At 34.8% G+C, this 25,693-nt stretch carries 24 protein-coding genes; 17 read left to right on the plus strand and 7 right to left on the minus strand.

Features of this window, described 5'->3' with window-relative positions; all coding sequences use genetic code 11:
* Window positions 1–46: 46 nt before the first annotated feature.
* From LN736_RS12350 to LN736_RS12370, 5 genes are all read left to right on the plus strand, one after another.
* On the plus strand, window positions 47–838 hold the full coding sequence (locus LN736_RS12350; RefSeq protein ID WP_179977772.1) for an SDR family NAD(P)-dependent oxidoreductase: 792 nt from the start codon (window positions 47–49) through the stop codon (window positions 836–838).
* A gap of 84 nt (window positions 839–922) precedes the next feature.
* Complete coding sequence (locus LN736_RS12355) at window positions 923–1,972, plus strand: zinc-dependent alcohol dehydrogenase (RefSeq protein WP_150356631.1); 1,050 nt, start codon at window positions 923–925, stop codon at window positions 1,970–1,972.
* Window positions 1,973–2,060: 88 nt separating this feature from the next.
* Window positions 2,061–3,245: a CaiB/BaiF CoA transferase family protein gene (locus LN736_RS12360; protein ID WP_150356630.1), complete on the plus strand. Its 1,185-nt coding sequence runs from the start codon at window positions 2,061–2,063 to the stop codon at window positions 3,243–3,245.
* A 34-nt stretch (window positions 3,246–3,279) separates the two neighbouring features.
* A complete protein-coding gene (locus tag LN736_RS12365; RefSeq protein WP_229981645.1) occupies window positions 3,280–4,539 on the plus strand; it encodes a CaiB/BaiF CoA transferase family protein in 1,260 nt (419 codons plus the stop codon).
* A 43-nt stretch (window positions 4,540–4,582) separates the two neighbouring features.
* On the plus strand, window positions 4,583–4,795 hold the full coding sequence (locus LN736_RS12370; protein ID WP_229981646.1) for an MFS transporter: 213 nt from the start codon (window positions 4,583–4,585) through the stop codon (window positions 4,793–4,795).
* An 82-nt stretch (window positions 4,796–4,877) separates the two neighbouring features.
* On the opposite strand, the gene LN736_RS12375 is transcribed toward LN736_RS12370, so the two are convergent.
* The 6 genes from LN736_RS12375 to LN736_RS12400 form a co-directional block, all read right to left on the minus strand.
* Window positions 4,878–6,212 (minus strand): APC family permease, encoded by a 1,335-nt coding sequence (locus LN736_RS12375; RefSeq protein ID WP_179977770.1) that lies wholly within the window; start codon window positions 6,210–6,212, stop codon window positions 4,878–4,880.
* 39 nt (window positions 6,213–6,251) lie between these two features.
* A complete protein-coding gene (locus LN736_RS12380; protein ID WP_150356626.1) occupies window positions 6,252–7,409 on the minus strand; it encodes a pyridoxal phosphate-dependent aminotransferase in 1,158 nt (385 codons plus the stop codon).
* A gap of 80 nt (window positions 7,410–7,489) precedes the next feature.
* A complete protein-coding gene (locus tag LN736_RS12385; RefSeq protein ID WP_150356625.1) occupies window positions 7,490–8,437 on the minus strand; it encodes a sugar kinase in 948 nt (315 codons plus the stop codon).
* Window positions 8,438–8,466: 29 nt separating this feature from the next.
* Complete coding sequence (locus LN736_RS12390; protein WP_179977769.1) at window positions 8,467–9,210, minus strand: sugar phosphate isomerase/epimerase family protein; 744 nt, start codon at window positions 9,208–9,210, stop codon at window positions 8,467–8,469.
* A 15-nt stretch (window positions 9,211–9,225) separates the two neighbouring features.
* Window positions 9,226–9,846 (minus strand): bifunctional 4-hydroxy-2-oxoglutarate aldolase/2-dehydro-3-deoxy-phosphogluconate aldolase, encoded by a 621-nt coding sequence (locus LN736_RS12395; protein WP_150356623.1) that lies wholly within the window; start codon window positions 9,844–9,846, stop codon window positions 9,226–9,228.
* A 136-nt stretch (window positions 9,847–9,982) separates the two neighbouring features.
* On the minus strand, window positions 9,983–11,002 hold the full coding sequence (locus tag LN736_RS12400; RefSeq protein WP_150356622.1) for a LacI family DNA-binding transcriptional regulator: 1,020 nt from the start codon (window positions 11,000–11,002) through the stop codon (window positions 9,983–9,985).
* Between the two features lie 397 nt (window positions 11,003–11,399).
* On the opposite strand from LN736_RS12400, the gene LN736_RS12405 reads away from it, so the two are divergent.
* From LN736_RS12405 to fba, 8 genes are all read left to right on the plus strand, one after another.
* Window positions 11,400–12,101, plus strand: a complete 702-nt coding sequence (locus LN736_RS12405) for a FadR/GntR family transcriptional regulator (protein WP_179977767.1) — start codon at window positions 11,400–11,402, stop codon at window positions 12,099–12,101.
* Window positions 12,102–12,554: 453 nt separating this feature from the next.
* Window positions 12,555–13,964: a group II intron reverse transcriptase/maturase gene (ltrA, locus tag LN736_RS12410; protein WP_229981647.1), complete on the plus strand. Its 1,410-nt coding sequence runs from the start codon at window positions 12,555–12,557 to the stop codon at window positions 13,962–13,964.
* Window positions 13,965–14,433: 469 nt separating this feature from the next.
* Window positions 14,434–15,267: a transketolase gene (locus LN736_RS12415; protein ID WP_179977763.1), complete on the plus strand. Its 834-nt coding sequence runs from the start codon at window positions 14,434–14,436 to the stop codon at window positions 15,265–15,267.
* Complete coding sequence (locus LN736_RS12420; protein ID WP_179977762.1) at window positions 15,267–16,199, plus strand: transketolase family protein; 933 nt, start codon at window positions 15,267–15,269, stop codon at window positions 16,197–16,199. The genes LN736_RS12415 and LN736_RS12420 overlap by 1 nt, the downstream gene beginning before the upstream one ends.
* Before the next feature lie 56 nt (window positions 16,200–16,255).
* The gene (locus tag LN736_RS12425; RefSeq protein WP_179977761.1) at window positions 16,256–17,014 is read left to right on the plus strand and encodes an SDR family NAD(P)-dependent oxidoreductase; all 759 of its coding nucleotides are present in this window, start codon (window positions 16,256–16,258) and stop codon (window positions 17,012–17,014) included.
* Window positions 17,015–17,347: 333 nt separating this feature from the next.
* Window positions 17,348–18,676, plus strand: a complete 1,329-nt coding sequence (locus tag LN736_RS12430) for an MFS transporter (protein ID WP_179977760.1) — start codon at window positions 17,348–17,350, stop codon at window positions 18,674–18,676.
* Window positions 18,677–18,784: 108 nt separating this feature from the next.
* Window positions 18,785–19,738, plus strand: coding sequence for a 6-phosphofructokinase (gene pfkA / locus LN736_RS12435; RefSeq protein ID WP_106009460.1), 954 nt, complete (start codon window positions 18,785–18,787; stop codon window positions 19,736–19,738).
* 29 nt (window positions 19,739–19,767) lie between these two features.
* A complete protein-coding gene (gene fba, locus LN736_RS12440; RefSeq protein ID WP_179977759.1) occupies window positions 19,768–20,697 on the plus strand; it encodes a class II fructose-1,6-bisphosphate aldolase in 930 nt (309 codons plus the stop codon).
* An 87-nt stretch (window positions 20,698–20,784) separates the two neighbouring features.
* Here the strand turns inward: fba and LN736_RS12445 are convergent, their stop codons facing one another.
* Window positions 20,785–22,230, minus strand: coding sequence for an FAD-dependent oxidoreductase (locus LN736_RS12445; RefSeq protein ID WP_179977758.1), 1,446 nt, complete (start codon window positions 22,228–22,230; stop codon window positions 20,785–20,787).
* A 241-nt stretch (window positions 22,231–22,471) separates the two neighbouring features.
* Here LN736_RS12445 and LN736_RS12450 point away from each other — a divergent pair, with 241 nt between their 5' ends.
* The 4 genes from LN736_RS12450 to LN736_RS12465 all read left to right on the plus strand — a co-directional run bounded on the left by LN736_RS12450 (window position 22,472) and on the right by LN736_RS12465 (window position 25,444).
* Window positions 22,472–23,629 (plus strand): uroporphyrinogen decarboxylase/cobalamine-independent methonine synthase family protein, encoded by a 1,158-nt coding sequence (locus tag LN736_RS12450; RefSeq protein ID WP_150358665.1) that lies wholly within the window; start codon window positions 22,472–22,474, stop codon window positions 23,627–23,629.
* 16 nt (window positions 23,630–23,645) lie between these two features.
* Complete coding sequence (locus LN736_RS12455; RefSeq protein WP_190972264.1) at window positions 23,646–23,828, plus strand: hypothetical protein; 183 nt, start codon at window positions 23,646–23,648, stop codon at window positions 23,826–23,828.
* 96 nt (window positions 23,829–23,924) lie between these two features.
* Complete coding sequence (locus LN736_RS12460; RefSeq protein WP_150358663.1) at window positions 23,925–24,722, plus strand: dihydropteroate synthase; 798 nt, start codon at window positions 23,925–23,927, stop codon at window positions 24,720–24,722.
* Window positions 24,723–24,808: 86 nt separating this feature from the next.
* Complete coding sequence (locus tag LN736_RS12465; protein WP_268253874.1) at window positions 24,809–25,444, plus strand: cobalamin B12-binding domain-containing protein; 636 nt, start codon at window positions 24,809–24,811, stop codon at window positions 25,442–25,444.
* The last annotated feature ends 249 nt before the right edge of the window (window positions 25,445–25,693 follow it).

Below are 25,693 nucleotides of genomic sequence, written 5' to 3' on the forward strand. Positions count from 1 at the left end.
TAAGTAACAATTATATAAAAAATTATAAGTGAAAGGATTGATCAAAATGGATGATAAGACGACAGAAAATTGGTTCAAAAATGGTGAACCTCTAAAAGGGAAGGTAGCAGTTATAACTGGCGGCGGGACAGGAATTGGACGTGCTACTGCATTGACATTGTCTGCAGCAGGAGCAAAAGTAGTGTTAGCAGGACGAAGAGTAGGAAAACTGACAGGAGTTCAGGAAGAGATCGAGGAAGCTGGCGGCGAGGCCCTAAGTGTTGCCACAGATATCTTGGTTCAGAAAGATATAGATAATTTAATGGCACAAGCCTGTAATGCTTTTGGAACAGTTGATATCTTAGCGAACATTTCAGGTATAGCAATTCCAAGAATAAATACCCTTGATATTAAAGCAGAAGATTGGGACAAAGTTCTTAATACTAATCTGAGGGCAACATTTTTTGTTTCTCAGGCTGCTGCTAGGATTATGGCTAAGAAGGATGGAGGCAGAATCGTCACTATGACATCAGAAAGAGGTGTAAGGGCTTTACCAAATATAGTTCCCTATTGTACTTCAAAAGGAGCTTTAATGTCCATGACAACTGCATTGGCTATAGATCTTGCTCCATACAATATTAATGTTAATGCTGTAGCCCCTGGATACGTCATGACAGATATGGTTTCAGGCCTGTTGGCTGACAAAGCAAGATTACAAAGCGTTCTTGATAGAACCCCTTTAAACAAGATGGGAACCGTAGATGAAATGGCAGCTGCTGTGCTTTATTTCTGCATTCCTCAATCATCATATACTACAGGGCAGACATTGATATTGGATGGTGGATGGGGTTGTCAGTAATCCGAAAAAATTGTTTTGATTAAGCGATAAGTTATTAGTAAAGACATAAAAATTAATAAAATAAAAAATGGAGGTAAGTTTATTATGAAGGGTAATATGGATGCTATTTTAAAAACTAAAGGTGCACCTAAAAGTGTGGAATTTGCTTCTGTGCCGATTCCTCAAATCACTCCTGATCAGGTGTTAGTTCGAATTAAAGCCAGTGGAATCTGTGGAACAGACCATTCTCTATATCATTGGAGTGAGGCAATCGCAAGTTCTTATGATCTCAGTTTTCCTGCTATTTTTGGGCATGAATTTTCTGGAGTAATAGCCGAAGTGGGAAGCCAAGTAGAGGGAATTAAGGTTGGAGAACGTGTTACTGTAAATCCTATAATATATTGTGGAAAGTGTAGTTATTGTGCAGAGGGGAATATCGAAGTATGTGACAACCGTCCGTTTTTAGGAACAGACTATGATGGCGGATTTGCACAGTATGTAGCTGTTAGAGCTGTCAATATAATAAAGCTCCCGGATACTGTAAGCTTTAAATCAGGGGCGTTGATGGAACCCTTGTGTGTAGCAATCCATGCTGTGGACAGAGTTAAACCTGAATTTGGAGATTCTGTTGTAGTCATGGGGCCAGGAGCTATTGGGCTTTTGATGCTTTTAGTTTTAAAAAATATGGGTGTTGGAAAGGTAATTGTAGCTGGAACTTCAGCTGACAAGGAAAGACTGGAAATGGCCAAAACATTAGGAGCCGATTATATCCTAAATACACAGGACGAAGGTGCTGTGAAAAAGGTAAAAGATCTTACTGGAAGCAAAGGTGCAGATGTTATATTTGATGCTACCGGCCATAATTCTGCAATTCAAATGGCTGTTCAAATGATAACTAAGCGTGGCAGAATAGGTGTGACGGGATTGCCTCCAAGACCAAGTGAACTCATGATGACTCAAATAGCAATGAATGAAATTAGCATTATTGGAAATAGAGCTTATGAACGTAAGAATTGGCTCCAGGCTTGTAAAATGATAGATCAGGGTTTAAACATAGAAGCAATTGGGACCCATACGATGCCTCTAAAAGACTTTGAAAAAGGCATTGATTTGATTGATCAGAAAAAAGGATTGAGAATTATACTTCAACCGTAGCGTTTTATAAAAAGAAGATATTAGTAAATTCAGTATTCCTGATATTTGGAACTGAATTTACTATTTTATAGATTTGGAGGATTGTAGAATGAGTATAAAACCAATTACGAAAATAAAAATTCTTGATTTGACAAGGTATTTGCCGGGAGGTTATGCTACACAGGTATTTGCAGATCTTGGAGCTGAAGTAATAAAAATCGAGGAAATGAAAAAGGGTGACTTTTGCAGGGGAGATGAACCGAAAATTAATGGTGTAAGTTATTATTTTTCTGCATTATGTCGTAATAAAAAAAGTCTGACAGTTAATCTCAAAGACAGCAGTGGAAAACGAATTTTTAAATTATTAGCGAAAAAAGCGGATATAATAGTGGAAAATTTTAGGCCTGGAGTTACCAAACGATTGGGAATTGATTATGCTGAAATAAAAAAAATTAACCCTAAAATAATTTATTGTTCTTTATCAGCTTTCGGGCAGAGCAATCCTGCAAGTTTAAAGGCCACTCATGATTTAAATTTACAGGCGTTAAGTGGATATTTATCGCTAAATGGAGGTAAACCTTCTCCCATACATTTGGCGGATGTGGCAACTGCAATGGTATCTGCCATAGGAATTTCAATAGCTTTGTTTTATCGCGAAGTAACTGGGAAGGGTCAGTATGTAGATGTAGGGATGTTTGATTCTTTTTCATGGTGGCTGAGTTTGTTGTATAGTAGATTTCATTTCCAGGGAAATAAAATTTCTCCGGAGACAATTGAGTATCCGGCGCTTTGCTATAATACCTATGCAACAAAAGATAACAAGTTGATGGCATTTGGCATGGTTGAGCCTAAATTCTGGAAAGAGTTTTGTGAAAAAACAGGAATGGAGGAACTCATACCTAAGCAATTTTTGAGACGCCATGAAGCTCCGGAAGAGTGGGAAAAACTATCTGCTTTGGTAGCAAGTAAAACTCAAAAAGAATGGCTAGAGTGGCTTAAAGGTAAAGATATTTGTATTGCTCCAGTTAAGAATGTAGCGGAAGCTGTAAAAGATATGATGGAAGATGATACTGGAATAGTTGATTATGTGAATTTTCCCGTAGTGGGGAGCATACTGCAAACGGCATTGCCATTAAAAATGTCGGAGGTTCCCGTGTCATTTCAATCAGCAACTCCGCCACCAGCATTAGGGGAAAATACCGCAGAAATATTAGAGAAAATTGGATTTAGTAAAGAAGATATAAAAGATCTGGCGGAACAGGGAGTTATATCTCTATATAAAGAATTGGATTAATAAAATAAACTAAATAAAGGAGAGGTTTATGAGTATGAAAGGCTTAGAAGGACTTAAAGTTATAGAGTTAGCTGGTTATGTGGCAGCACCAGCATGTCCAAGAATTCTTGGCGAGATGGGAGCAGAGATTATTAAAATTGAGCCGTTTACAGGAGATGAACAGCGTACGCAAAGTGCCAGCCATGGAATGTTAAAAACGGATGTTGAAGATCCATCATTTGATATGAGCAGTATAAATAAAAACTGGCTGGCGGTAAATTTAAAAACTGACGAGGGAAGAGAATTTGCTTATAAATTGATAGAGACAGCTGATATTTTTATTACAAGCTTCAGGGATAAGGCTTTGGAAAGATTAGGTATGGATTATGAAACTATTCACAAAAAATTTCCACATATTGTTTGGGGTCAAATGAGAGGTTATGGAGAAAGAGGACCTGAAAAGGACTCAAAGGGATTTGATGCCACATCTTATTCAGCTCGAGGAGGTCTTATTACGGCATTTCCTCAGAAGGGCGAAAGTCCTGTTAATGTGGTATCTGCATTTGGTGATTTCAATGCAGCTATTGATCTGGCAGCCGGTGTTTTAGCTGCTTTGGTGAGAAAAGACAGAACAGGAGAAGGAGATAAAGTTGTCGTCAATCTTTATCATACTGCCGTATGGGCTATGCAGATTGCAGTAGTTTCTCGTCAATTTGGCAGAGAATATCCAAGGTCTAGAAAAGAAGTCCCATGTCCGTCCAATAACTGTTATCAAACTAAAGATGGAGTTTGGTTTATGATCTGTTATGGTAATTATAATAAATATTTTGAGGACATGTGTCATGCCTTTGGCCTGGAACAATTGATCGGCAACAAGGAACTGGATACATTAGAAGCACTGGGGAAGAATGGCAAAAACGTTGATGTTATCAGATACTTTGAAGAAGCATTTGCCAAAAAAAATTGGAATGAGTGGGAAGTAATATTTAAAAAATGGGATATGCCTTACCAGAAATGCTTTACTATTGATGATATTATTTCGGATGAGGAGGCCTATGATAATGATATATTGAGGCATATTAATTACGATGCTTTTGGGGATAGAGTTATTCCAACAAGTCCAATTAGATTTGGGAGTATAGGTGATCCTGAGCTGTGGCTGAATAAACCAGTTGGATATGATACTATTGAATATATGAAAAAATATGGTTATTCTGAAGAGCAAATTGATAAGTTAATTGCTGATGGTGTTATTAAAGCTTACAAGGGCAAAAAACTCAATTTTAATAAAGTTAAAAAGGGACCTGGACTTTAGAAATTTTGACGCCCCTGAGTTTAAAACTTCCGGATCAATTACCTTGAGGGGAGTTGGATTTGCAAATGCGGCAGGTAGAGTTGCATCTATTGTAACACCTCCTATAATTGCTGCAATTTTGACAACTTATGGAACAAATGCAGTTTTTGCTACAGTATTAGGGCTACTTGTATTTTTTGCAGTTGTTATAGGTGTTGCAGGGGTTGAAACAATGGGCAAATCACTGGAAGAGATAAATAAGGATGTATATTTATGATCATTTAAAATAAGTTAATGAAAAAAGTTTACTTTCATAACTTGCTAAATCATGAAAGTAAACTTTTTGTAGAGAAGTCTGATTAATCCTTGTTCATTGCCTTATAAACAGGTAGTCCTATAAATGTTAATACCAAACCTATTCCAGCATTCATTGGCTGTGTGATTATAGTATTAATAAGAATATACAATCCACCAATGATTGCCACTGCAGGAATTATTGGATACATCGGTACTTTATAGGGCCTATATAAATCTGGCTGTTTCTTTCTCAATATAAACACACTATAGAAAGTAAGAATATAAAATATAAATATTACAAATATAGTGAGATCTGTCAATTGATCAAATTTACCTGAAAATATGTATATTATACTTACAATGATCTCTAATATGCCAGCATTTACTGGAGTTTTAAATGTCGGGTGTAATCTAGATAGCCATGCACTTCCTGGTAGAGTTCCTTCTGTAGCTAGTTTATAGGGAATCCTCATACAAGTTAAAATATTTCCATTCAATGTTCCAAATACGGATATCAAGATACCTATAGTTATGATTTTTCCACCGTTTGTTCCAAATATTATTTTTGCAACATCTGCAGCTGGAGTTTCTGTTGCAGCTAAAGCTGATGAAGGCAATACGAATAAATAAGCTATATTTATCAATAAATATACGGCCATAACTAATGAAAGGCCTCCGATTATTGCTTTAGGAAGATCCTTTGCTGGGTTTTTCATTTCACCTGCAATGACGCCTACGCTTATCCAGCCATCGTAGGCAAACATTGTTGCTATTAAAGCTGAACCCAATCCTGAAACTACCGGATGATCTGCTGCTGCTATTGGAAGCAAGTTAACGGTGCCGCCGCCACCTTTTACTAATCCTACAATAATGATAGCTACTAAAGGTATTAATTTACATATTGTTGATACTGTTTGAATGTAAGCACCTGTTTTTGAACCAAGACAGTTCATTGCAAATAAGAAAACGGCCGTAATAATGGCAATAATATTCAGCATTCCGCCTGATATTCCCGTTAAATTAATAACTTGAGTTGAAAATATAATAGCTAATGCAGCTATTGTAGCCGGATAGAAAATAACTGTCTGTACCCATCCCAATAAAAACCCCCAGATTTTACCGTATGCTTCCTCTAGATATACTATCATGCCACCTGTTTTTGGTATTGCCGCAGACAGTTCCGCAACTGTAAGTCCACCTGCTATTGATAAAATTCCTCCCAATATCCATGCAATAATTCCCAACCCTGGTGCTCCTGTTGCATTGAAAATTGCATGAGATTTAAAGAATACTCCGGAACCGATAACCATTCCTATAACAAGTGACACCGCTGGTATTAGTCCAATTTCTTTTTTAAGACTGCTTTCATTACTAATTGCTTTTTTCGATTCGTCCATTATTTTTCATTCCTCCAGTTTTATAATGGTGTTTTCTGATTATAAACTTTTAACAAAGTTGTTTATCCTTTTAATTCCTTCTTCTATATTTTGATTTGAAGTTGCATAAGATATTCTAACAAATCCCTCGCCGTGTTTCCCAAAACCAGTACCTGGAACCACAACAACTCGGGCTTCTTTTAATAACCTCATTGCAAATTCTTCTGAAGTTAACCCTGTTTTGGTTATGTTTATGAATGCATAGAATGCACCTTTTGGCTTTTTGCAAGACAGGTTCTCTATTGAATTGATCCCGTCATATATCAGTTTTCTTCTTTCTGCATACTTCTCAATCATATTATTTAATGAGTCCTGTGGACCTTCCAGAGCTTCTAGTGCAGCAAATTGCGTAGCTGAGTTAACACATGCACAAACATTTTCTTGCAATTTAGTCATATTACTAATTATTTCCTTGGGACCTGCTGTAAAACCAACTCTCCATCCAGTCATAGCATAACTTTTTGAGAAGCTATCTATGAGAATTGTCCTTTCCTTCATGCTCTTTATTGAAGTTATACTGGAGAATTTGACATCATCATAAACAAAACGTCTATATACTTCATCTGAAAATACCAACAAGTCATACTTTATAGCAATTTTGGCTATATCTTCTAATACTTCACGGCTCGCTACGCCACCTGTTGGATTTGCTGGTGAATTTATTATTATTGCTTTGGTTTTAGGTGTAATTGCTTTAGCAAGCTTATCAGGATTATAAATAAAACTGTCTTCTTCAAAAACTTGTACAAATTTTGGTACAGCACCACATATTAATACTTGATTGGGATAATTTGTCCAGCAAGGATCAGTAAGTATTATTTCATCACCTTGATTAAATGCGGTGATCATTGAAAGCATTAATGCTTCCATCCCTCCAGTAGTTATAATGATTTCAGTTTCTGGGTCATAATCAATTCCATTATATTCTTTTAATTTTTTTGACACAGCTTTTCTCAATGGTAAAATGCCAGCATTAGGAGTATAATGTGTTTCTCCAGCATCAAGAGCCTTTTTTGCAGCGTCAATTATATTCCGCGGAGTTATGAAATCGGGCTCCCCGACAGCAAAGCTTATTACATTATCCATTGTAGATGCAATATCAAACATTTTTCTAATAGATGAACGCGGAATTTCAGTGGCTTTTGATAATTTAATCATAATGTTCTCCTCCAGACTTTATTTTAGTTTTTTGCATTTATCTCTTTTTTATTAAAATTATTAATATATCATTTTAAATTTTATAATTTCATAAATTCAATCAATTCTTTTTTTGATGGGTAACCATCGTTATCTCCTGGTGACATCACTGCTAATGCTCCTATTGCATTTCCCCTCCTGATAGAATCCCTCATGCTCAATTCTTCCAGTAATCCACTTATAAATCCAGCTGCAAAACCATCACCGGCACCAACAGTATCAACTACTTTGTCGACCTTAAATCCTTCTACCAAATAAGATCCTTCTTTTGATTTTACAAATGCACCTTTTTCCCCCAGTTTTATAATTACAAATTTAACACCTTTTTTTAGATAAAAATCGGCAATTTCTTCTTTTTTATTACTTCCCGTTAATATCAATCCTTCACCTATACCGGGCATTACATAATCACATTTAAACGCCAGATCGTTTATTGTTTTAACCATTTCCTCTCTGCTTGCCCATAATTGTGGCCTCAGATTGGGATCGAAAATGATCGGTATATTATTTTCTTTAATAGAATTCAATAATTTATAAACCGATTTCCTGGTACTTTCAGATAATGCCGGAAAAATTCCAGATATATAGGCACACTTGACTCCCTTTAAATCCAAATTGTCTAAATCATTTATATCAAAGTGAGCTGCGGCAGAATTCTTTCTGAAATAAAATATTTTAGGGTCTCCCTTGCTTACTTTTGATTTTAATTGAAATCCAGTAGGGTAATCATTAGTTGAACATATATAATCTGTCCCTATGTTTTCTTTTTTTAAGTTTCTCTTAATAAATATTCCAAAAGGATCTTCCCCCAATTTTGTGATGTATTCCACGGAATGTCCCAGTCTGGATAAGCCGACACATACATTGACTTCAGCACCAGCCAAATATTTTTCAAAATGCTTTACTTCACTTAATTCTTTGTCTAATTCATCAGCTCCAGCTGCTCCAAATAAAACTAATGGTTCTCCAATTGTTATTACTTCACTCATTTTTTACCTCCACTTAAAAGTTATTTATATTAGTATTCCAGCACCTTCTTAATCTCTTCTTTTATAACTGAAAAGTCTTCACATGGGTACTCTAAACTAACTGGAATATCTTTAGGAAATATATCGAGCACTTCTTTCCACAGTATATTTCCTTCATTTAATAAAACTGTCCTAAGTCCATCGGAAGTTCTTTTAACATCTTTTAGATGTATATGTCTAGTAAAATCTTTCAACAATTTTGCATTTTCCATCTCATCTTCATTTATCCAGGACCAGTTTCCAATATCATAAACATAGCCAATATCGATGTTTTCTTTTTTGCAATCCTCTAAAAATTTAATAATATTCTTGCATGTTCCATTTTCAACACTTTGATCATTCTCTATATTTATACTTATTTTAGTGTCTAGGATACCCCTTAGATCTTCTTTCAAATTACCTGCATATCCTCTGTAATCTCCAATGTTCAGCTTTAAACTTTTACAATTGAATTTTTTAGCTTCTTCAATATATTTTAAAATATTTTTCTTATTAACTTCACCATCTATAAACAGATATTTAGGTACACTATAATAAGTATTGATTCCAAATTTCTTGGATAGTTTAGAGAACATTTCTAGTTCTGTACTAAAATTTCTAATAAATTCTCTTCTTATTTCAATATTACTAAGATTGAGTTCATTTAAATATTCAAATATTTCCTCCTGTTTAAAACCTTTTTCCATATAATTTTTAAAAACAAGAGTATTAATAACAACTAATTTTTTATCCATAATAAATACTCCCACTTAATTTAATGCATCAAAAATATCTCTAACCCTTTTATCAATTTCATTTAAATTGTTTTCATTGATATTGTTTGTAAAGTATCCACCTAATCCAACAGCAACTGCACCATTTTCAAACCATTCTCTAATATTACTTTTATTAACTCCACCCGTTGGCATAAAATCTATGTATGGGAAGGGTGCTTTTAATTCTTTTATATATGACGGTTTAAGTGAGCTTCCAGGAAAAAGCTTTATAACATCTGCTCCCAGTTTATAAGCTCTAAATACTTCAGTAGGTGTGAGTGCTCCTAAAAAACAAAATATATCTTTTTCTTTACATATTTTGCAGACTTCCTCTACTGTACATGGTGAAACAATAAAGTCAGCTCCGTTTTCTATAGCTTCCTTGGCATCAGTTAGATTGACGATTGTACCTGCTCCAACTAAAATATCTGGAAATCTTTTTTTAAGTTTTTGTATTAAATTACCCGCGTTTTTAACGGTATATGTTACTTCTATTGCTTTTATACCGTTGACAATCAACTTTTCTGATACTTTTTCCGCTAATGTGAAATCTTTGCATCTGACAACTGCTATAATTTTTTTATTTATTTTTTCAGCAACATTGTATTTACTCATATTTATATCTCCTTTACTGTTTTTTATAAACCGGTTTCTAAAAATTATGTAAAAAATCTGTTTTTAATCATTTTTTAGAAGACGGTTTATATCAATATCTTATAAATATATCAATTCAGAATTACATTGATATATTTTAAAGTACAGTTGATCCTCTTATTTCTAATTTTGCTTTTAATTGTTTATGCACTATATCGTGGGTGCTTCCATTTTCTATTTTATCAATTAAAATCTTTGCTGCTTGAAATCCCATTTCACAGGTTGGTTGTGAAACAGTTGTAATTCCTGGAGTTATAAGCTCTGCCCAACCCCAATTATCATAACCACATATTGCAATATCATCTGGAATTTTTATGTTTAATTTTTTCATTGCCTGTAATGTATTTAACAGAACCACACCGTTTACTGCAAAAATCACTTTTTTACCGTTATGGCTGTTTTGGAATTTACGTATATTAACTTCAATATTTCCCTCTTCCTCGTGATCAATAACACATACATAGAAATTAGATTTATCTAGTCTTTTACTACATACATCTACAAATGCCTCTTCTCTCTCTTTTCTTGGAGTTATCCTTTTAGCATCTTCAGTAAAGAAAACAAGATTTGTAAATCCTGAATCTATTAAATAATTAATTGTTTGGCTTGTAAGTTCGTAATTATTACTAGTTACGGTACTAAATTCTTCTTCACAAACCGTTCTATCAAGCATCACAATTGGAATTCCCGTTTTTTTTATGCTGATTAATTTTTTTACGTTTTCACCCGTGCTATTTATAATTAATCCCTCTACTCTTTGATCTAATAAAGATTCAATATACTCTTCTTCTATACGAGGATTCCTATCGGAATTCACAATAATGATATTGTAGCCTTTGCTTTTACATGCATCACCAATTCCTTTGATTAATATAGATGAAAAGGGATTTATCAAATCTGCTACTATAACTCCGATTAACTTGCTTTTTTTAAGTTTTAAGCTTCTTGCAATATTATTTGGTCTAAAATCCAGTTTTTTAATTACATTCTCAATTTTTTTCTTCGTTTTTTCAGACATATATTCAAACTTACCATTCAAGTATCTGGATATAGTTGATTTAGAAACGCCCGCTGCTTTTGCCACGTCATCTATAACAATTTTTTTATTATTGTCCATATTTAATCTCACCTTACGAAACCGATTTCTAACATTAGAATATCATCTATTTTTAGCAATGTCAATATTATATCATTTTTCTGGAAAAGAAAAAATAATATAGATATTTTGTCAGTGAGGGAAATTAAATTATGGGCATAGTTGCAAAATGTTGTCAATGATAAAGAATTTTGATGGGATTTTTCGTATTTAAAATCTTTTACTTAAATTGTCCAACTTGTGTCATTATAAGTAATTTGTTATGTGAGTAGACAAGTTACAAAAAATATAATATACTTTATATTATATTAAGAAAAAGTAAAAAGTATTAAATGATCTACTATATAAAGTTAAAAAATACACAAAGTTATATTTGTAATATAAACACGAATTATAATTTTTCTATGAGGTGATTTACATGAGTTTTAATCCAGTATCGAGCAAAAAATTGTATCTACAGATTTACAATCAGATTCTTTCACAAATCCAATTGGGGGTATTTAAGATAGGTGACAAATTACCACCGGAAAGGGAGTTGTGCATGCAGTTTAATGTAAGCCGTGCACCTGTTAGGCAGGCTCTGAGTGCTTTGGAACTGAATGGATATATTTATTCTCGTCAGGGAGAGGGTGTTTTTGTCATGAGTACTCAACCGACTATCGGCGATAATAAGTCAAACGCGGTACTGGAATCAGTGACTCCGGAAGAGATTGTTGAAGCAAGGATGAATATAGAGCCTATAATTGCTAAATTTGCAGCTGAGAGAGCTACAGATCAGGAAATTAAAAACATGCGGAAGATTGAAAAAAAGTTTGAAGAAGAGGCAAATAGGGGTATTTACAACCCGGAAACAGATCAAAAATTACACAATGAGATAGCAAAAGCTTCTCATAATGATTTGTTTATGAAATTTATAAGTGATATAAATAATGCTATGAAAGAGCAGGAGATGTGGACTTTCATTTGTGATAGAACTTTTACTAAACCGGAATACAGAGATATCAATGTAAATGAGCATAAGGCAATTGTCAAATCCATTGAAAATCACAATGGTGAAGAGGCAATGGAAAAAATGACCAAACACATGTATAAACTGTACGACAGATATTGGAAAGAATAAAAGGTATAATATACTGCCAGATGAAATATTTCATCTGGCAGTTTCTTTTGTGCGCCACGCATGGCGCGTAACTTGGAGGTGGAAGTCCGCTATGGGGGCAGGCAGTTGCCAACCATTAGCCAAGCGCAAGGGTGTCCATTGTGAAATGGAATCTGAAGGAAGCGTTATGAGCAAAGTCCCGGCCCGAGGGACACGAATCGTATCAGGCATCTGAAGTGGGATGAATCTGCAAAACAAGATAAAATCCAATAAACTGCACAGACACGAAGATGTAAATACGGCGGGTATATGGGATGAAGGTTGCGTGTCTTACCGTGGGAGGTCTCGCGGACGGATAGAAACAGAGTATGAAATCCGGTTGAAACAAGATTTATCGTGAGAAGTCAGCCGAGGCCATAGTACGGAGGTGTCGCGACACCAAAGGAAGGGCTTGATCAGAGGAGGTGAGGGTCAATGAAGGTTACCAAAAGTGGCAAATCAAAACACAGACAACTTCAAAACGAAGGCTATTTACAAATAGTATCTGCGGAACAGAAAGAGTATGTGAAAGTGTGTGAGCCAGCAAGGATGATTAAAACCGATATCACCAACACAAACAAGCAGACAGGTGGATTGCTTGAGTTAATCCTAGCCAGAGACAATTTGAATATAGCATACAGGAGAGTAAAAAGGAAAAAAGGTGCAGGTGGAATCGATAGAATGAAGGTAGATGAACTTCTGCCATACTTGAGAGAAAACCGGGAAGAACTTATACAATCCATCCGGGACGGAAAATACCGGCCCAAGCCGGTACGAAGAGTAGAAATACCCAAAGAAGGTGGAAAGAGTAGAAAACTGGGAATTCCCACAGTTGTAGACAGATTAATCCAGCAAGCGATAAGCCAAATATTAACTCCCATCTTTGAGAAACAATTTTCGAACAACAGCTTTGGATTCCGACCGGGGAAAAGTGCCCATGATGCGCTTAAGAAATGCAAAACAAATATAACAGAAGGGTACAGATATGTAGTTGATATGGATTTGGAGAAATACTTCGATAGTGTAAACCAGAGCAAACTTGTTCAAATTCTATCAGAAACAATAAAAGATGGACGGGTAATATCACTCATCCATAAATTCCTGCGGGCAGGGATTATGGCAGGAGGGATGTTTGAGGAAAGCAGGAAAGGTGTACCCCAGGGAGGACCACTTAGTCCTTTGCTAGGGAATATAATGCTGAATGAATGCGACCGTGAACTAGAAAGGCGTGGACACCGGTTCGTGCGTTATGCAGATGATATGATGATATTTTGCAAAAGCAGGAAGGCGGCACAGCGCACGCTGGAACATATGCTGCCCTATATACAGAAGAAATTATTTCTGAAAGTAAACCAAGAAAAGACACAGACAGCATATATAGGGAAGGTTAAATACCTGGGATATGGGTTCTATGTGTACAGAAGAGAAGGAAGGCTCAAGGTTCATCCGGAAAGTATAGGAAAACTAAAGGAGAAAATTCGAAAAGTTACAGGACGAAGCAATGGAATGGGAATTGAAGAAAGGAAAGCCAGGCTCAATCAGGTCACAAGGGGATGGGTAAACTACTTCAAATTGGCAGACATGAAAAGTCTTTTAATAGAAATGGATAAATGGACGAGAAGCCGTATTAGAATGGTGACTTGGAAACGATGGAAAAGGGTACGGACACGCTTTGAAAATCTGAAAAGGGCAGGCTTGAAAGAAGAAATGGCATGGATGTGGGCAAATACAAGAAAGGGTTATTGGCGAACCGCCCATAGCCCTATTTTGACAAAAGTCCTATCCAATAAGCGCTTTAAACACGTAGGGTATTTCAGCTTCATGGAATGTTATTCTGCAAAGTAAGATGTAAACTCTGGAAGCGCCGTATACCGAACGGTACATACGGTGCTGTGAGAGGACGGAAAATAAAATAATTATTTTCCTCCTACTCGATTGATGACGTTTTTGGTTGATAAATTATTTTTCTGATTGTATTTTACATATCCGCGGGCATAAAATTGTTAATAATGTTCTTGGAAATACCATGTAATTTCTTTAGTATTTTTCTTTAGGGAAACCTCTCTTTTAACTCCAAAGGAAAGCTTATTGGCTAAGAAATTCATAATAATAATTTATCCAAGTTTTGTTCTTATCGTGGTAGAAAAATTTTTTTGATTTCGAAGAAGAAGAAACATATTTCAACAAAGTCGGTATCATTTTGATTTTTAAAAAATTTAGTGTTGACAGAAATTGAATCCAGAGTATAATAAAATTATAAGTTAACTTAGTAGACAAGTACACAAGCAGATAAATATTTAACGAGGTGATTGATGTGAAGGATATAAGCGTTGAGGAATTAAAACAAAAAGCTATTGAGCTCAGAAAAACAGCCCTTACTATGATTTATGAAGCAGGATCTGGGCACCCAGGTGGTTCCCTATCTTCAGCTGATATAGTAGCGGCACTTTACTTTAAGGAAATGAATATTGACCCTAAAAATCCTAATTGGGATGATCGTGACAGATTTATTTTATCTAAAGGCCATGTTTGTCCAATTCAGTATGCGGCATTAGCATTACAAGGATTTTTCCCATATGAAACTATACACACCTTAAGAAAGTACGGATCAATCCTTCAGGGACATCCAAACATGAATAAGTGTCCAGGAATAGACATATCTACAGGATCCTTGGGACAAGGCCTTTCAGTAGGAGTTGGTATGGCCATTGCTGGCAAACGTGATAAAAAGGATTACAGGGTCTTTGTTATAGTGGGGGATGGAGAAAGTCAAGAAGGACAGATATGGGAAGCAGTTGAAACTGCAGTTAAATATCAATTAGATAATTTAGTTGTATTTGTTGATGATAATGGACTTCAATGTGATGGTGCCTGTAAAGATATTATGCCAAATCAAGATATAGAAAAGAAATTTAATGCATTTGGTTTTGAAACAAAAAGAATTAATGGACATTCTATGGAGGAGATAGTTGAAACTTTGGATTATATAAGGGAAGCAAAGAATGATAAACCTAAATGTATTGTAATGAATACTGTAAAGGGCAAAGGAGTATCGTTTATGGAAAATGTAGCTTCATGGCATGGAGTTGCTCCTAATGATGAAGAATATAAACAAGCTATGGAAGAATTAGAGGGAGGTTTAAAGTAATGAGTATGATGAAAAAAGCAACAAGACAGGCTTTTGGAGACGAAATATTAGCATTGGGAAAAAAGAATAAAAATATATATGTTGTTGATATAGATATTGGTAAATCATGTAAAACTGGAGAATTCTCAAAGCAGTTAGCTAATCAACATATAAATGTTGGCATAGCTGAACAAAATGCTTGTGGAGTTGCTGCAGGCCTTGCTACAACAGGGAAGATACCATTTATAAGTACATATGCCATATTTGGTTCTTTAAGAATGGGTGAGCAGATAAGACAAGAGGTTTGTTATCCAAACCTAAATGTGAAAATTGCTTGTTCTCATGGTGGACTTACTCCTGCTAATGATGGTGCGAGCCACCAGTGTATAGAAGATATGGGAGTCCTTAGAACTTTTCCAAACATGACAGTAGTTATGAGTGCTGACTATTATTCTGCTAGAAAGCTAATACAACAAGCAGCAGAAATTTATGGACCTGTATATCTTCGTTTTACAAGGGATGCTATTCCAGTAATATATGGTGAAGATGAAGAGTTTACAATAGGCAAAGCAAAGAAGATAAAAGAGGGGAAAGATATAGCTATTATTGCTAATGGAGATACTGTGTGTCTAGCATTAGAAGCATCCAAAGAATTAGAAAAGGAAGAAATTTCTGTAAAGCTATTAGATATGCATACAATTAAGCCTTTAGATAGAGAGGCAGTAGTTGAATGCTTGAATATTGGAAAGATAATTACTGTTGAAGACCATAACGTTATAAATGGCTTAGGAAGTGCAGTGTGTGAAGTAGTTGCGGAGGAAGGAAAAGGCAAAGTAGCGAGAATAGGAGTCCAAGATCAGTTTGGACAATCTGCACCTTATGAAAAGCTTATGGAGATTAACGGAATTACCGTAGCTAATATAATAAAAACAGCTAGAAAAATGTTAAAGTAACAAAAGATTATAAAAATATAGCAATATGTTAAATAAATTGTGAGGAGAGATAAATTATGTTTGAATTAAACGAGAGGGTAGCAATAGTAACAGGAGCTGGTTCACCAAAGGGGATAGGACGTACTATCGCATTGACACTTGCAAAGCAGGGAGCTGCAGTTGTTATAGCAGATTTGAATACTGCAGGTATAGGGGATACTGTAAGGGCTGTTAAAAAGACTGGAGGAAAAGCTCTAGGTGTAACATTGGATGTTACAAGCAAGAAATCAAACGAAGCCATGGTAGAAAAGGTGCTTGCAGAATATGGGAGAATAGATATCCTTGTAAATAATGCAGGTATCTCACAGAAGGTCACTGTTGAGGATATGACATTGGATGATATGAAAAGAATATTCAACGTAAACGTGTTCGGGTTATTTTTATGTACTCAAGCTGTAATGAAAGTCATGAAGAAACAAAAACATGGCAGAATAATAAGTCTTTCTTCAGTATCAGGCAAGAGAGGCGGTGGAATATTCGGCGGTGCACATTATTCAGCATCAAAAGCTGCAGTATTAGGATTCTCAAAAAACCTTGCCCGCGAGGTAGCACCTGATGGGATAACAGTAAACAGTGTTGCTCCAGGACTTATTAACACAGAAATATGGAAATCACTTCCAAAAGAGCAGGCCGATGCAATTATTGGGAATATACCTATGGGAAGACCAGGGGAAACACAGGAAATTGCATCGACAGTTGCTTTCCTTGCTTCAGAAGAAGCTTCATATATAACAGGTGAGGATATAGACATCAACGGTGGACAGCACATGGATTAATCTATAAAGTTTCTGTGATAATTATAGCATAGGATATCTGGTCGAATACTAAGATATCCTATATTATAAAAGTAATATTCTTAATAATTTTTTATCAAATTTATGTTCTTATATTAAAATGATAAAATGAATTTTCAAAATTATTATTTTAGTGTAATGGTAATCGTTTGCTAAGTACATTAGAATCGCATTAAACTTATATTTTGAAGTAAATAAAATTGTATTAGGGTAGAAGTGAAGAAAATATATATTCAATTGGATTAACAGAAAATAAAGACATTTGATGAAAAACTAGAAAAAGTTACAGAGTTATTAATTTTTGGAGGTGTTATTGTGGACGTAAAACAAATTGAGGCTTCAACGGTTAGAAAAGTTACATTAAGGCTAATTCCATTTCTGTTCATATGCTTTGCAATATCAATAATGGATAGAGTAAATATTGGATTTGCTGCATTGACAATGAATGCAGATCTTGGTTTTTCAAGTGCTGTTTATGGCTTTGGGGCTGGAATATTCTTTATAGGGTACTTTATATTTGAGGTACCAGGAAGCGCAATGATGACTAAATGGGGAGCGAGAAAGTGGATTGCAAGAATAATGATTTCCTGGGCATTTATTGCAGCGATTATGTCTCTTATAAAAACCCCAATGCAATTTTATATAGTTAGGTTCCTTTTAGGAGCGATGGAAGCTAGTTTTTATCCATGCATGGTATGGTATTTAAGCAATTTCTATCAGAGTAAGAACCATGCAAAAGCTATAGCAGGATTCATGCTTGCAATACCGGCGGCCAATGCGATAGGTTCTCCAATAGCAACTGTATTGTTGGGTATAAATATATTTGGACTAGCAGGATGGCAGAGTCTGTTCATATTGGAAGGTGTACCATGCCTGATCTTAGGTATAGTGTGCTTATTCTACCTTGATGACAAAATTGAAAATGTAAAGTGGCTGACGAAAGAAGAATTAGCTTGGCTTATAGATGTTACAACAAAAGAAAAACTTCAGAAAGAGAAAGCAAAACGTTATACATTCATAGATGCTTTAAAGGATAGGGATGTTCTGGTAATGTCCCTGGGCTATTTTTGCTGGATGACAGGTTATTACGGAATAAATATGTTTCTTCCGACTATTACTAAAGGAATGTCTGCATCATTTAAACTCAGTACTATGGGTTTAGGATGGCTTGTAGGGGCCATGTATCTTTGTGCTATGATTGTTATGTATCTTGTTGGCAATCATTCTGACAAGACAAATGAAAGACGTTTTCATGTTTTGGGATGTTTAGTAATAAGTGCAATAGCCATGGCAGTAAGCATTTATGTTGCCAAATTCAGTGTAATAGGAGCATTTTTATTATTAACTATTTCTGTATGCGGAGCATTTGGCTCATATTCACCATTCTGGGCAATCCCACCTTCATTCTTAACTGGTGCAGCAGCAGCAGGTGGCATAGCTCTTATAAACAGCATAGGTAACCTTGGAGGATTTTTTGGACCATACATTGTTGGATATATTAAAGATATGACAGGTTCCTTTAATGCAAGTATGATATTCCTTGCAGTTGTGTTAGCATTAGGTGGCATTATTATTGGGTTTCTAATTAAGGCCTCAGGTAAAGTTGTGGTCCTTGATAAGGAAAGAAGAAATACTTTAATATAAATATCAAGTAGCGAAATAAAATTTTGACAGTTGGATCGAAATAGCTGAAGAAATTATTGAAAATTTGAATAAGTCAAATTTAGATAAAAGAGAGTGATATGAGAGATAATGAAAAGATTAGGTGTTTTGACAAGTGGAGGAGATGCTCCGGGAATGAATGCTGCAATAAGAGCGGTAGTTAAATCAGCAAATCATTATGGAATAGAAGTTTTAGGAATAAAGCATGGGTATAAAGGATTGATAAATGGTGAGGTAATACTTCTAGGAGGTCATGAAGTCGATAGAATCGCAGAAAAAGGGGGAACAATACTAAAAACTGCCAGATGCTCTGAATTCATGGAGGAGCAGGGAAGGCGAAGTGCTTTGGAAACTATAAAGAGACTTAGCATAGAAGGGTTAGTTGTGATTGGGGGAGATGGTTCCTTTAATGGAGCAGAAAAGCTCAGCAGGCTAGGAGTCAATGTTGTAGGACTTCCTGGGACAATAGACAATGACTTAGCTTATACTGAGTACTCCATAGGATTCGATACGACTTTAAATACTGTTATGGATTGTATAGATAAAATAAAAGATACGGATTCCTCTCATGAAAAAACAACTATTGTAGAGGTTATGGGAAGATACTGTGGGGATCTGGCGTTGTATTCTGCTTTAGCTGGTGGCGGCGAGATAATATCTACCCCTGAAAGAAAATTGAATTTTGACACTATATGTTTAAAATTGGAAGATAACATCAATAAAGGTAAACTTGATAACATAATAATAATAACCGAAAGAATGTATAATATAGAAGAACTTGAAAAATATATACAGAAAAAGCTGAATATCGCTGTAAGAAGTACAGTTTTGGGATATGTACAGAGAGGCGGAAAAGCATCAGTTTTTGATAGAATTTTAGCAAGTAAAATGGGTGTTAGAGCTGTAAAATTGCTGAGACTGGGAGAAACATGCAGAGCCGTAGGAATCAGAAACAATAAAATAATAGATGTGGATTTTAAAAGAGTAAATTGTATAGATTCAGCTAAAGATAAAGAATATGATCTTTTAAATCAGCTCTTGTAAAATTATATTATTAGGAAGGTGGTATTGATATGGCATTAGTTACTACAAAGAAAATGTTTGAAAAAGCTTACAAAGGCAAGTATGCTATAGGAGCTTTTAATGTTAACAATATGGAAATAATACAGGGGATTGTAGAGGGAGCCAGGGCTCAAAAATCACCTGTGATTCTCCAGGCCTCGAAGGGAGCATTGAAATATATAGGTCCTAGGTATTTGAAAGCAATGGTGGATGCTGCTGTAGCGGATACGGGGATAGATATCGCTTTGCACCTAGATCATGGGCCAGATTTAAACACAGTAAAAATATGTATAGAAAACGGATTTACATCTGTAATGTTTGATGGTTCCCGCTATGATTATGAAGAAAATGTAAGGAAGACCAGAGAAGTTGTTAAGTATGCTCATGCTTGTGGTGTAGTTGTAGAAGCTGAACTGGGAGTGCTTGCTGGAGTAGAGGATAATGTTCAAAGTAATATGAATATATACACTGATCCGGATCAGGCTGTTGATTTTGTTAATAGTACAGACGTTGATTCACTGGCCATAGCTATAGGAACATCACATGGAGCTTTTAAGTTCCCGGTGAATTTTAAGCCACAACTAAAATTTGATATATTAGAGAAAATTCAATCAAAGTTGCCGGGATTTCCAATAGTCCTTCATGGGGCTTCAGCTGTTGATCCAGATACAATTGAAGTTTGTAACAAGTATGGTGCAAAAATAGCTGGTGCAAAGGGGATTCCAGTAGAAATGTTAAGAAAAGCGTCTTCAATGGCTGTATGCAAAATTAATATGGATACAGATTTAAGGCTTGCAATGACTGCAGGAATAAGAAAAGTTCTAGTAGAAAAACCATCTGAAATAGATCCAAGAAAATATTTGGGTGCAGGAAGAGAATTGATAAGAAAACTGGTTGAGAAAAAAATAACCGATATACTCGGTTCAAATAATACATTATAAATATCTTTTTGACTTTAGAGTAATAGATAGACCTGCTAAGATCTATCTATTATCTTTATCATTATACAGTAGAAAATTTTTTATAAATTATATTGAAGTAAGGGATTTATTTGTAGGGCTTTGTATCCAATTTCCCTTATAATCGTATCGTGAGCCGTGGCAGGGACAGTCCCAGGTTAATTCATCAGCGTTCCATTGAAGTTCGCATCCTAAGTGAGCACATTTGGTTGATACCGTATATATATTTCCATCATTATCTTTATAAACTCCAACTTTCTGATCTTTATATTTTACTACTCCGCCATGGCCTCTTTGAATATTTTCTAAATTTTCATTAGGAATATTTATTCTCTGTGCGATAAAGTTCTTTGCTGTTATTATAAGATCATTAGCAGCATTTTTCATAGATGTTGATATATCAAATCTTTCAGGGGAAAATATTTCTGAAAAGTCATTTTCATTTTCAAGAATCATATCGCTTACTATCATTGCAGCTGCCATTGAACTTGTCATACCCCATTTTTTAAATCCTGTTTCGACATAAATATCAGGAGTTTTTGAGGAGTAATGACCTATATAAGGTATATTATCTAAAGTCATACAATCCTGCGCTGACCAATGATATTTTTCTATTGAATTTGGATAAAACTCTTTGGCTGCTTTTCTTAATTTATTATAAGCTCCACCTTCTTCATTTTCACCAGTTCTTTGAGCTATGCCTCCAAGTAATAGCAAATTTTTATAATTTCTAAATGAATACGAATTTTTATCAGCGCCTATATACATTCCATTTACATCTTGAGCATTTTCTAAAGCTATAACATAAGATCTTTCCTGATGCATTTTCATAAAATAATAGCCTGGAGTATTTAAAAATGGATAATGTGTTGCTACTACTATTTTATTTGCTTTAATTTTTGTTCCATTCTCTGTAATTACAGAATTTTCCTCAGTAATATCAAGTGCTGTTGTATTTTCATAAATAGTTAGCTTTTCTGAAATAGGTTTTAAAAATTTAAGTGGATTAAATTGTGCCTGATTCTTAAATTTCAATGCTTTTTTGACTTTAAAGGGGAGATTTACTTCATCCACTAATTCTGCATCGATTCCTAATTTTTTAGCTGCATCATATTCATCTTCAAGGGCTTGAGCATTGTCTAAACAATATACATATGCATCTTTGTATTCAAAATTGCAATCAATATTTTCATCATCAATTATTTCTTTATATTTTCGTATTGCAAGTTCATTGGCTCTGGCATATTGCTTTGCCCCTTTTTCGCCAAATTCTTTTATTAAATTATCATAAATTAAATCATGTTGAGATGTTATTTTTGCAGTTGTATTTTTCGTAACTCCACCTGCAATGCTTTTTGCATCGATGACAACAACTTCTTTTCCATTTTTATTAAGCATATATGCTGTTAGAAGGCCAGCTATCCCAGCTCCTATTATAAGAATATCACAGTTTATATTTTTATTTAAAGCATCTCTCTTTTTAAATTTAACCTCGGAATTCCATACACTTTCCATTTGAATCACCTCATATTTAGTATTCCACTTTTTTTGTAATATACACATACTTTTATATGGACAGTGTTAAAAACAATGACTGCATGTGCGATTGAGATAACATATAAATAACTTATATATACATGTTCTAAACATGTTGAAAGTTTAATAGTATAAATATTAATAGTAAGTATTTAGTTATATTGATTATATAAAGATTTTATATTTAAAATATAACGAATTTTTGGGGGGATAAATATTTATGGAGGATAGTGCATTTAAAAGTCGATTATTTGAAGATGTTCTTAATGGCAAGACACCTAAGAGAGTTCCAGAAGCTTGTGGTGTAAATACGTGTGCGGTTTTAGAACTTGCAGGTTATAATTTACGGCAAGCTCAATACGGCTATTCAAAAATTTTAGATGCAACAGATAGAATAAATGCAAAATATAATACTGATACTCTTATTGGGACATGGCCTTCAATGCCATACGTAACTAAAACTATTGGCAGTAGGACGAATATCATGGGTTCTGATGGATTTATGCAGCACCCTAATCTACGTATAATGGAAGACGATGAATATGATGAATTGATAGAAAATCCTTTGAAATATATATGGGATAAGCAAATACCGAGAGCTTTTAGGGAGTTTTCAAAACCCTGGCCATATAATGCATTTGCCCTATTGAAATCGTTTTTGTTAGAAAGAGAGATGTCGGATATAATGGGTAAGGCAAACTTTGAGATGGAATTGAAATACAATAAATCAACAACACCAATGATAACGGGAATTTCTCGGGCACCCTTTGATTATCTGGCAGATTATTTTAGATCTTTTACTGGAGCTCTGATTGATATTAGAAGATATCCTGATAAAGTTATTCAAGCAGTGAAAGCTATAAAACCATTAATGGTTCGAGGGGCTTTGGCATCTTGTAGAGGGAAAAATCCAAATAGGAAAGATAATCGTATATTCTTTGCACTGCATATGGCTACATATATGCGTCCCAAAGATTTTGAAAAATTTTGGTGGCCAAGTTTTGAAGAGACTATATGGGATATTTATAACGCAGGATTTGGGATTGTGATTTTTGCAGAAGAAAATTGGATGAGATTATTGGATTATTTTGATAAATTGCCGCCCTTATGTCATATTATGTTTGAATATGGGGATTTGAAGATTATAAAAGAAAAAGTAGGTAAAAAACATATTATATCTGGAATGTATCCTGTTAGTTTATTAAGAAATGGTACAAAAGAAGAAGTTACTTCCAAAGCAAAGGAAGTGCTTGATATAATGGCGCCTGGGGGACATTATATTTTTGATTTTGATAAATCTGTTTTGAGAGCTGAACAGATCAACTGGGACAATTTTAAATGCTTGATTGACTGTGTAAAAAAGTATGGTGAATATTAGGAGGTAAAATTTGAATATGTCAAGTGCAATGGATGATATTAAGAAAAAAAATAGAATTAACTGTGAATATTTTTTAACTCCAGAGGATGTTATAGAAAAGTATGATATTGATGCAGAAACTATTGAAGATGTAAGAGAATCTTTTGAAATGGTTGAAGATATGCTTTTGTATTTTACATTGACTACGCTTAGTAATTAATGGTGAGCTAATATGACGGATGCTAAAAAGTTGTAAGAAGAAAAGATTCAGCTGTTGTGATTATAATTATTATTTTTTAGAGAGGAAGGTGTAAGTATGATAATTATTGGTGAGAAAATTAATGGTGCGATTCCTTCGGTTAAGAAGGCGATTGAAGAACGTAACGGTGATTTTATAAAGAGTATAGCAAAGGCTCAAGCAGAAGCAGGTGCTGATTTTATTGATTGTGCACCAAGTACTCAAGTAGATAAAGAATATGATGCTATGGTATGGCTTATTGGACTTATTCAAGAGGTTACCGATGTTCCTGTTTGTATAGACAGTCCCAATGTACTTCTTCTTAAACGTATTTTTGAAGAAGGTCATGTTAAGCATCCTGGAATGATTAATTCAGTAAATGAAGAAGGCATGAAGTGTGAAATCATATTTCCATTAATTGCTGGAACTGATTGGCAAATTATAGGCCTGACATGTGACAAAGATGGTATTCCTATGGATTCAGATAAAAAAATTGACATTGCAAAAAGCATTATTAATAAAGCACATAAATATGGTGTAAAACTTTCAAATCTACACATAGATCCATGTGTAATGGCTCTTGCTGCAGTCCCGGATTCCATGACCGATTTTGAAAAGTGTATTATCAAAATTCATGAATATGCTACAGAAGTAAAAGTAACAGGTGCAATTTCAAATATCAGTTTTCAGATGCCGAGAAGAAAATATATAAATGTAAGTTGTATGTCATTAGCTGTACATGCTGGACTCAATTCTGCAATACTGAATCCATGTGATCAAGATATGGCAGCTGCTATATATGCGGCAGAAGCACTTTGCGAAGTTGATAAAGGCGGACGCAAATATAATAGGGCCCATAGAAAGGGAGTATTTTAATAAATCACATTTTAAATGATTGTGAAGTTAAAAATTAAATAGGTAAAATAAAAATAAATGTATTAAAAGGAAAGAGGGAAATTATTATGAATTTTGAAGAACTCAAAAATGCTATGGCTGATCTGGAAGAAGAATCTGTCATGAAGATGATGAACGAGTTTATGAAAGACGGCGGTAAGGATGCTGGCGAAGCATTGAAAGCTTGTCAGGAAGGTATGGAAATTATAGGGGATCGTTTCGAGAAGGGAGATTATTTTGTTGGAGATCTTATTTTTGCTGGCGAAATAATGACAGAAGCCATGGATATTATTAAGCCTGCACTAGCTGTTAAAAGTGCCGGGAAATCGGCAGGGCGTATGATTTTTTGCACCGTAAAGGGCGACATTCACGATATTGGAAAAAACATTGTAAAGGCTATGTTAGAAGCAGCAGGTTTTGAAGTGCTGGATCTGGGCGTAGATGTTCCACCTGAAAAGATAGTGCAGACGGCAAAAAAGCAAAACATTAATATCATTGCACTGTCGGGAGTTCTTACTCTTGCTCTTGACTCCATGAAGAATACAGTGGAAGCATTTAAAGTAGCTGATATGCGCGATAAGATCAAGATAATAATAGGTGGAAACCCTGTTAGTGAAGATGCTTGTAAATTAATAGGTGCTGATGAATGGGCATATAGTCCACAGAAAACGATAAATGTCTGTAAGGAATGGGCTTCAGTGTGATTATAGTTGATGAGAGGAAGAGATCGATACAGAAGATGATTTAAGCTATAAAAAATTGTTGCGTAAGAAAAAACTCATTGAGGAAATATGTTAGCATTAAAGTTCAGAATATATTAAATTTAGTGAATTTTTGACATTATTCAAAAATTTTTATTGAGTGGTCTTTGTACTTTGAACTTTAAAATATAGGGGGATTAGATTATGGATTATAAATTGTTAACACAAGCAGTAGGGGATTTGGATGAAGAC

The organism is Clostridium aromativorans (assembly GCF_020908015.1).
GTDB classification, from domain to species: domain Bacteria; phylum Bacillota; class Clostridia; order Clostridiales; family Clostridiaceae; genus Clostridium_B; species Clostridium_B aromativorans.

Excerpts from the sequence above, each read along its gene's own strand:
- LN736_RS12395 (WP_150356623.1), bottom strand. The coding sequence starts at position 9,846 with ATGAGTAAATACAATGTTGCTGAAAAAATAAATAAAAAAATTATAGCA.
- LN736_RS12350 (WP_179977772.1), top strand. The coding sequence starts at position 47 with ATGGATGATAAGACGACAGAAAATTGGTTCAAAAATGGTGAACCTCTA.
- fba (WP_179977759.1), top strand. The coding sequence starts at position 19,768 with ATGGCATTAGTTACTACAAAGAAAATGTTTGAAAAAGCTTACAAAGGC.
- LN736_RS12385 (WP_150356625.1), bottom strand. The coding sequence starts at position 8,437 with ATGAGTGAAGTAATAACAATTGGAGAACCATTAGTTTTATTTGGAGCA.
- LN736_RS12375 (WP_179977770.1), bottom strand. The coding sequence starts at position 6,212 with ATGGACGAATCGAAAAAAGCAATTAGTAATGAAAGCAGTCTTAAAAAA.
- LN736_RS12450 (WP_150358665.1), top strand. The coding sequence starts at position 22,472 with ATGGAGGATAGTGCATTTAAAAGTCGATTATTTGAAGATGTTCTTAAT.
- LN736_RS12360 (WP_150356630.1), top strand. The coding sequence starts at position 2,061 with ATGAGTATAAAACCAATTACGAAAATAAAAATTCTTGATTTGACAAGG.
- ltrA (WP_229981647.1), top strand. The coding sequence starts at position 12,555 with ATGAAGGTTACCAAAAGTGGCAAATCAAAACACAGACAACTTCAAAAC.
- LN736_RS12445 (WP_179977758.1), bottom strand. The coding sequence starts at position 22,230 with ATGGAAAGTGTATGGAATTCCGAGGTTAAATTTAAAAAGAGAGATGCT.
- LN736_RS12355 (WP_150356631.1), top strand. The coding sequence starts at position 923 with ATGAAGGGTAATATGGATGCTATTTTAAAAACTAAAGGTGCACCTAAA.
- LN736_RS12420 (WP_179977762.1), top strand. The coding sequence starts at position 15,267 with ATGAGTATGATGAAAAAAGCAACAAGACAGGCTTTTGGAGACGAAATA.
- LN736_RS12405 (WP_179977767.1), top strand. The coding sequence starts at position 11,400 with ATGAGTTTTAATCCAGTATCGAGCAAAAAATTGTATCTACAGATTTAC.
- LN736_RS12425 (WP_179977761.1), top strand. The coding sequence starts at position 16,256 with ATGTTTGAATTAAACGAGAGGGTAGCAATAGTAACAGGAGCTGGTTCA.
- LN736_RS12380 (WP_150356626.1), bottom strand. The coding sequence starts at position 7,409 with ATGATTAAATTATCAAAAGCCACTGAAATTCCGCGTTCATCTATTAGA.
- LN736_RS12365 (WP_229981645.1), top strand. The coding sequence starts at position 3,280 with ATGAAAGGCTTAGAAGGACTTAAAGTTATAGAGTTAGCTGGTTATGTG.
- pfkA (WP_106009460.1), top strand. The coding sequence starts at position 18,785 with ATGAAAAGATTAGGTGTTTTGACAAGTGGAGGAGATGCTCCGGGAATG.
- LN736_RS12390 (WP_179977769.1), bottom strand. The coding sequence starts at position 9,210 with ATGGATAAAAAATTAGTTGTTATTAATACTCTTGTTTTTAAAAATTAT.
- LN736_RS12400 (WP_150356622.1), bottom strand. The coding sequence starts at position 11,002 with ATGGACAATAATAAAAAAATTGTTATAGATGACGTGGCAAAAGCAGCG.
- LN736_RS12455 (WP_190972264.1), top strand. The coding sequence starts at position 23,646 with ATGTCAAGTGCAATGGATGATATTAAGAAAAAAAATAGAATTAACTGT.
- LN736_RS12465 (WP_268253874.1), top strand. The coding sequence starts at position 24,809 with ATGAATTTTGAAGAACTCAAAAATGCTATGGCTGATCTGGAAGAAGAA.
- LN736_RS12460 (WP_150358663.1), top strand. The coding sequence starts at position 23,925 with ATGATAATTATTGGTGAGAAAATTAATGGTGCGATTCCTTCGGTTAAG.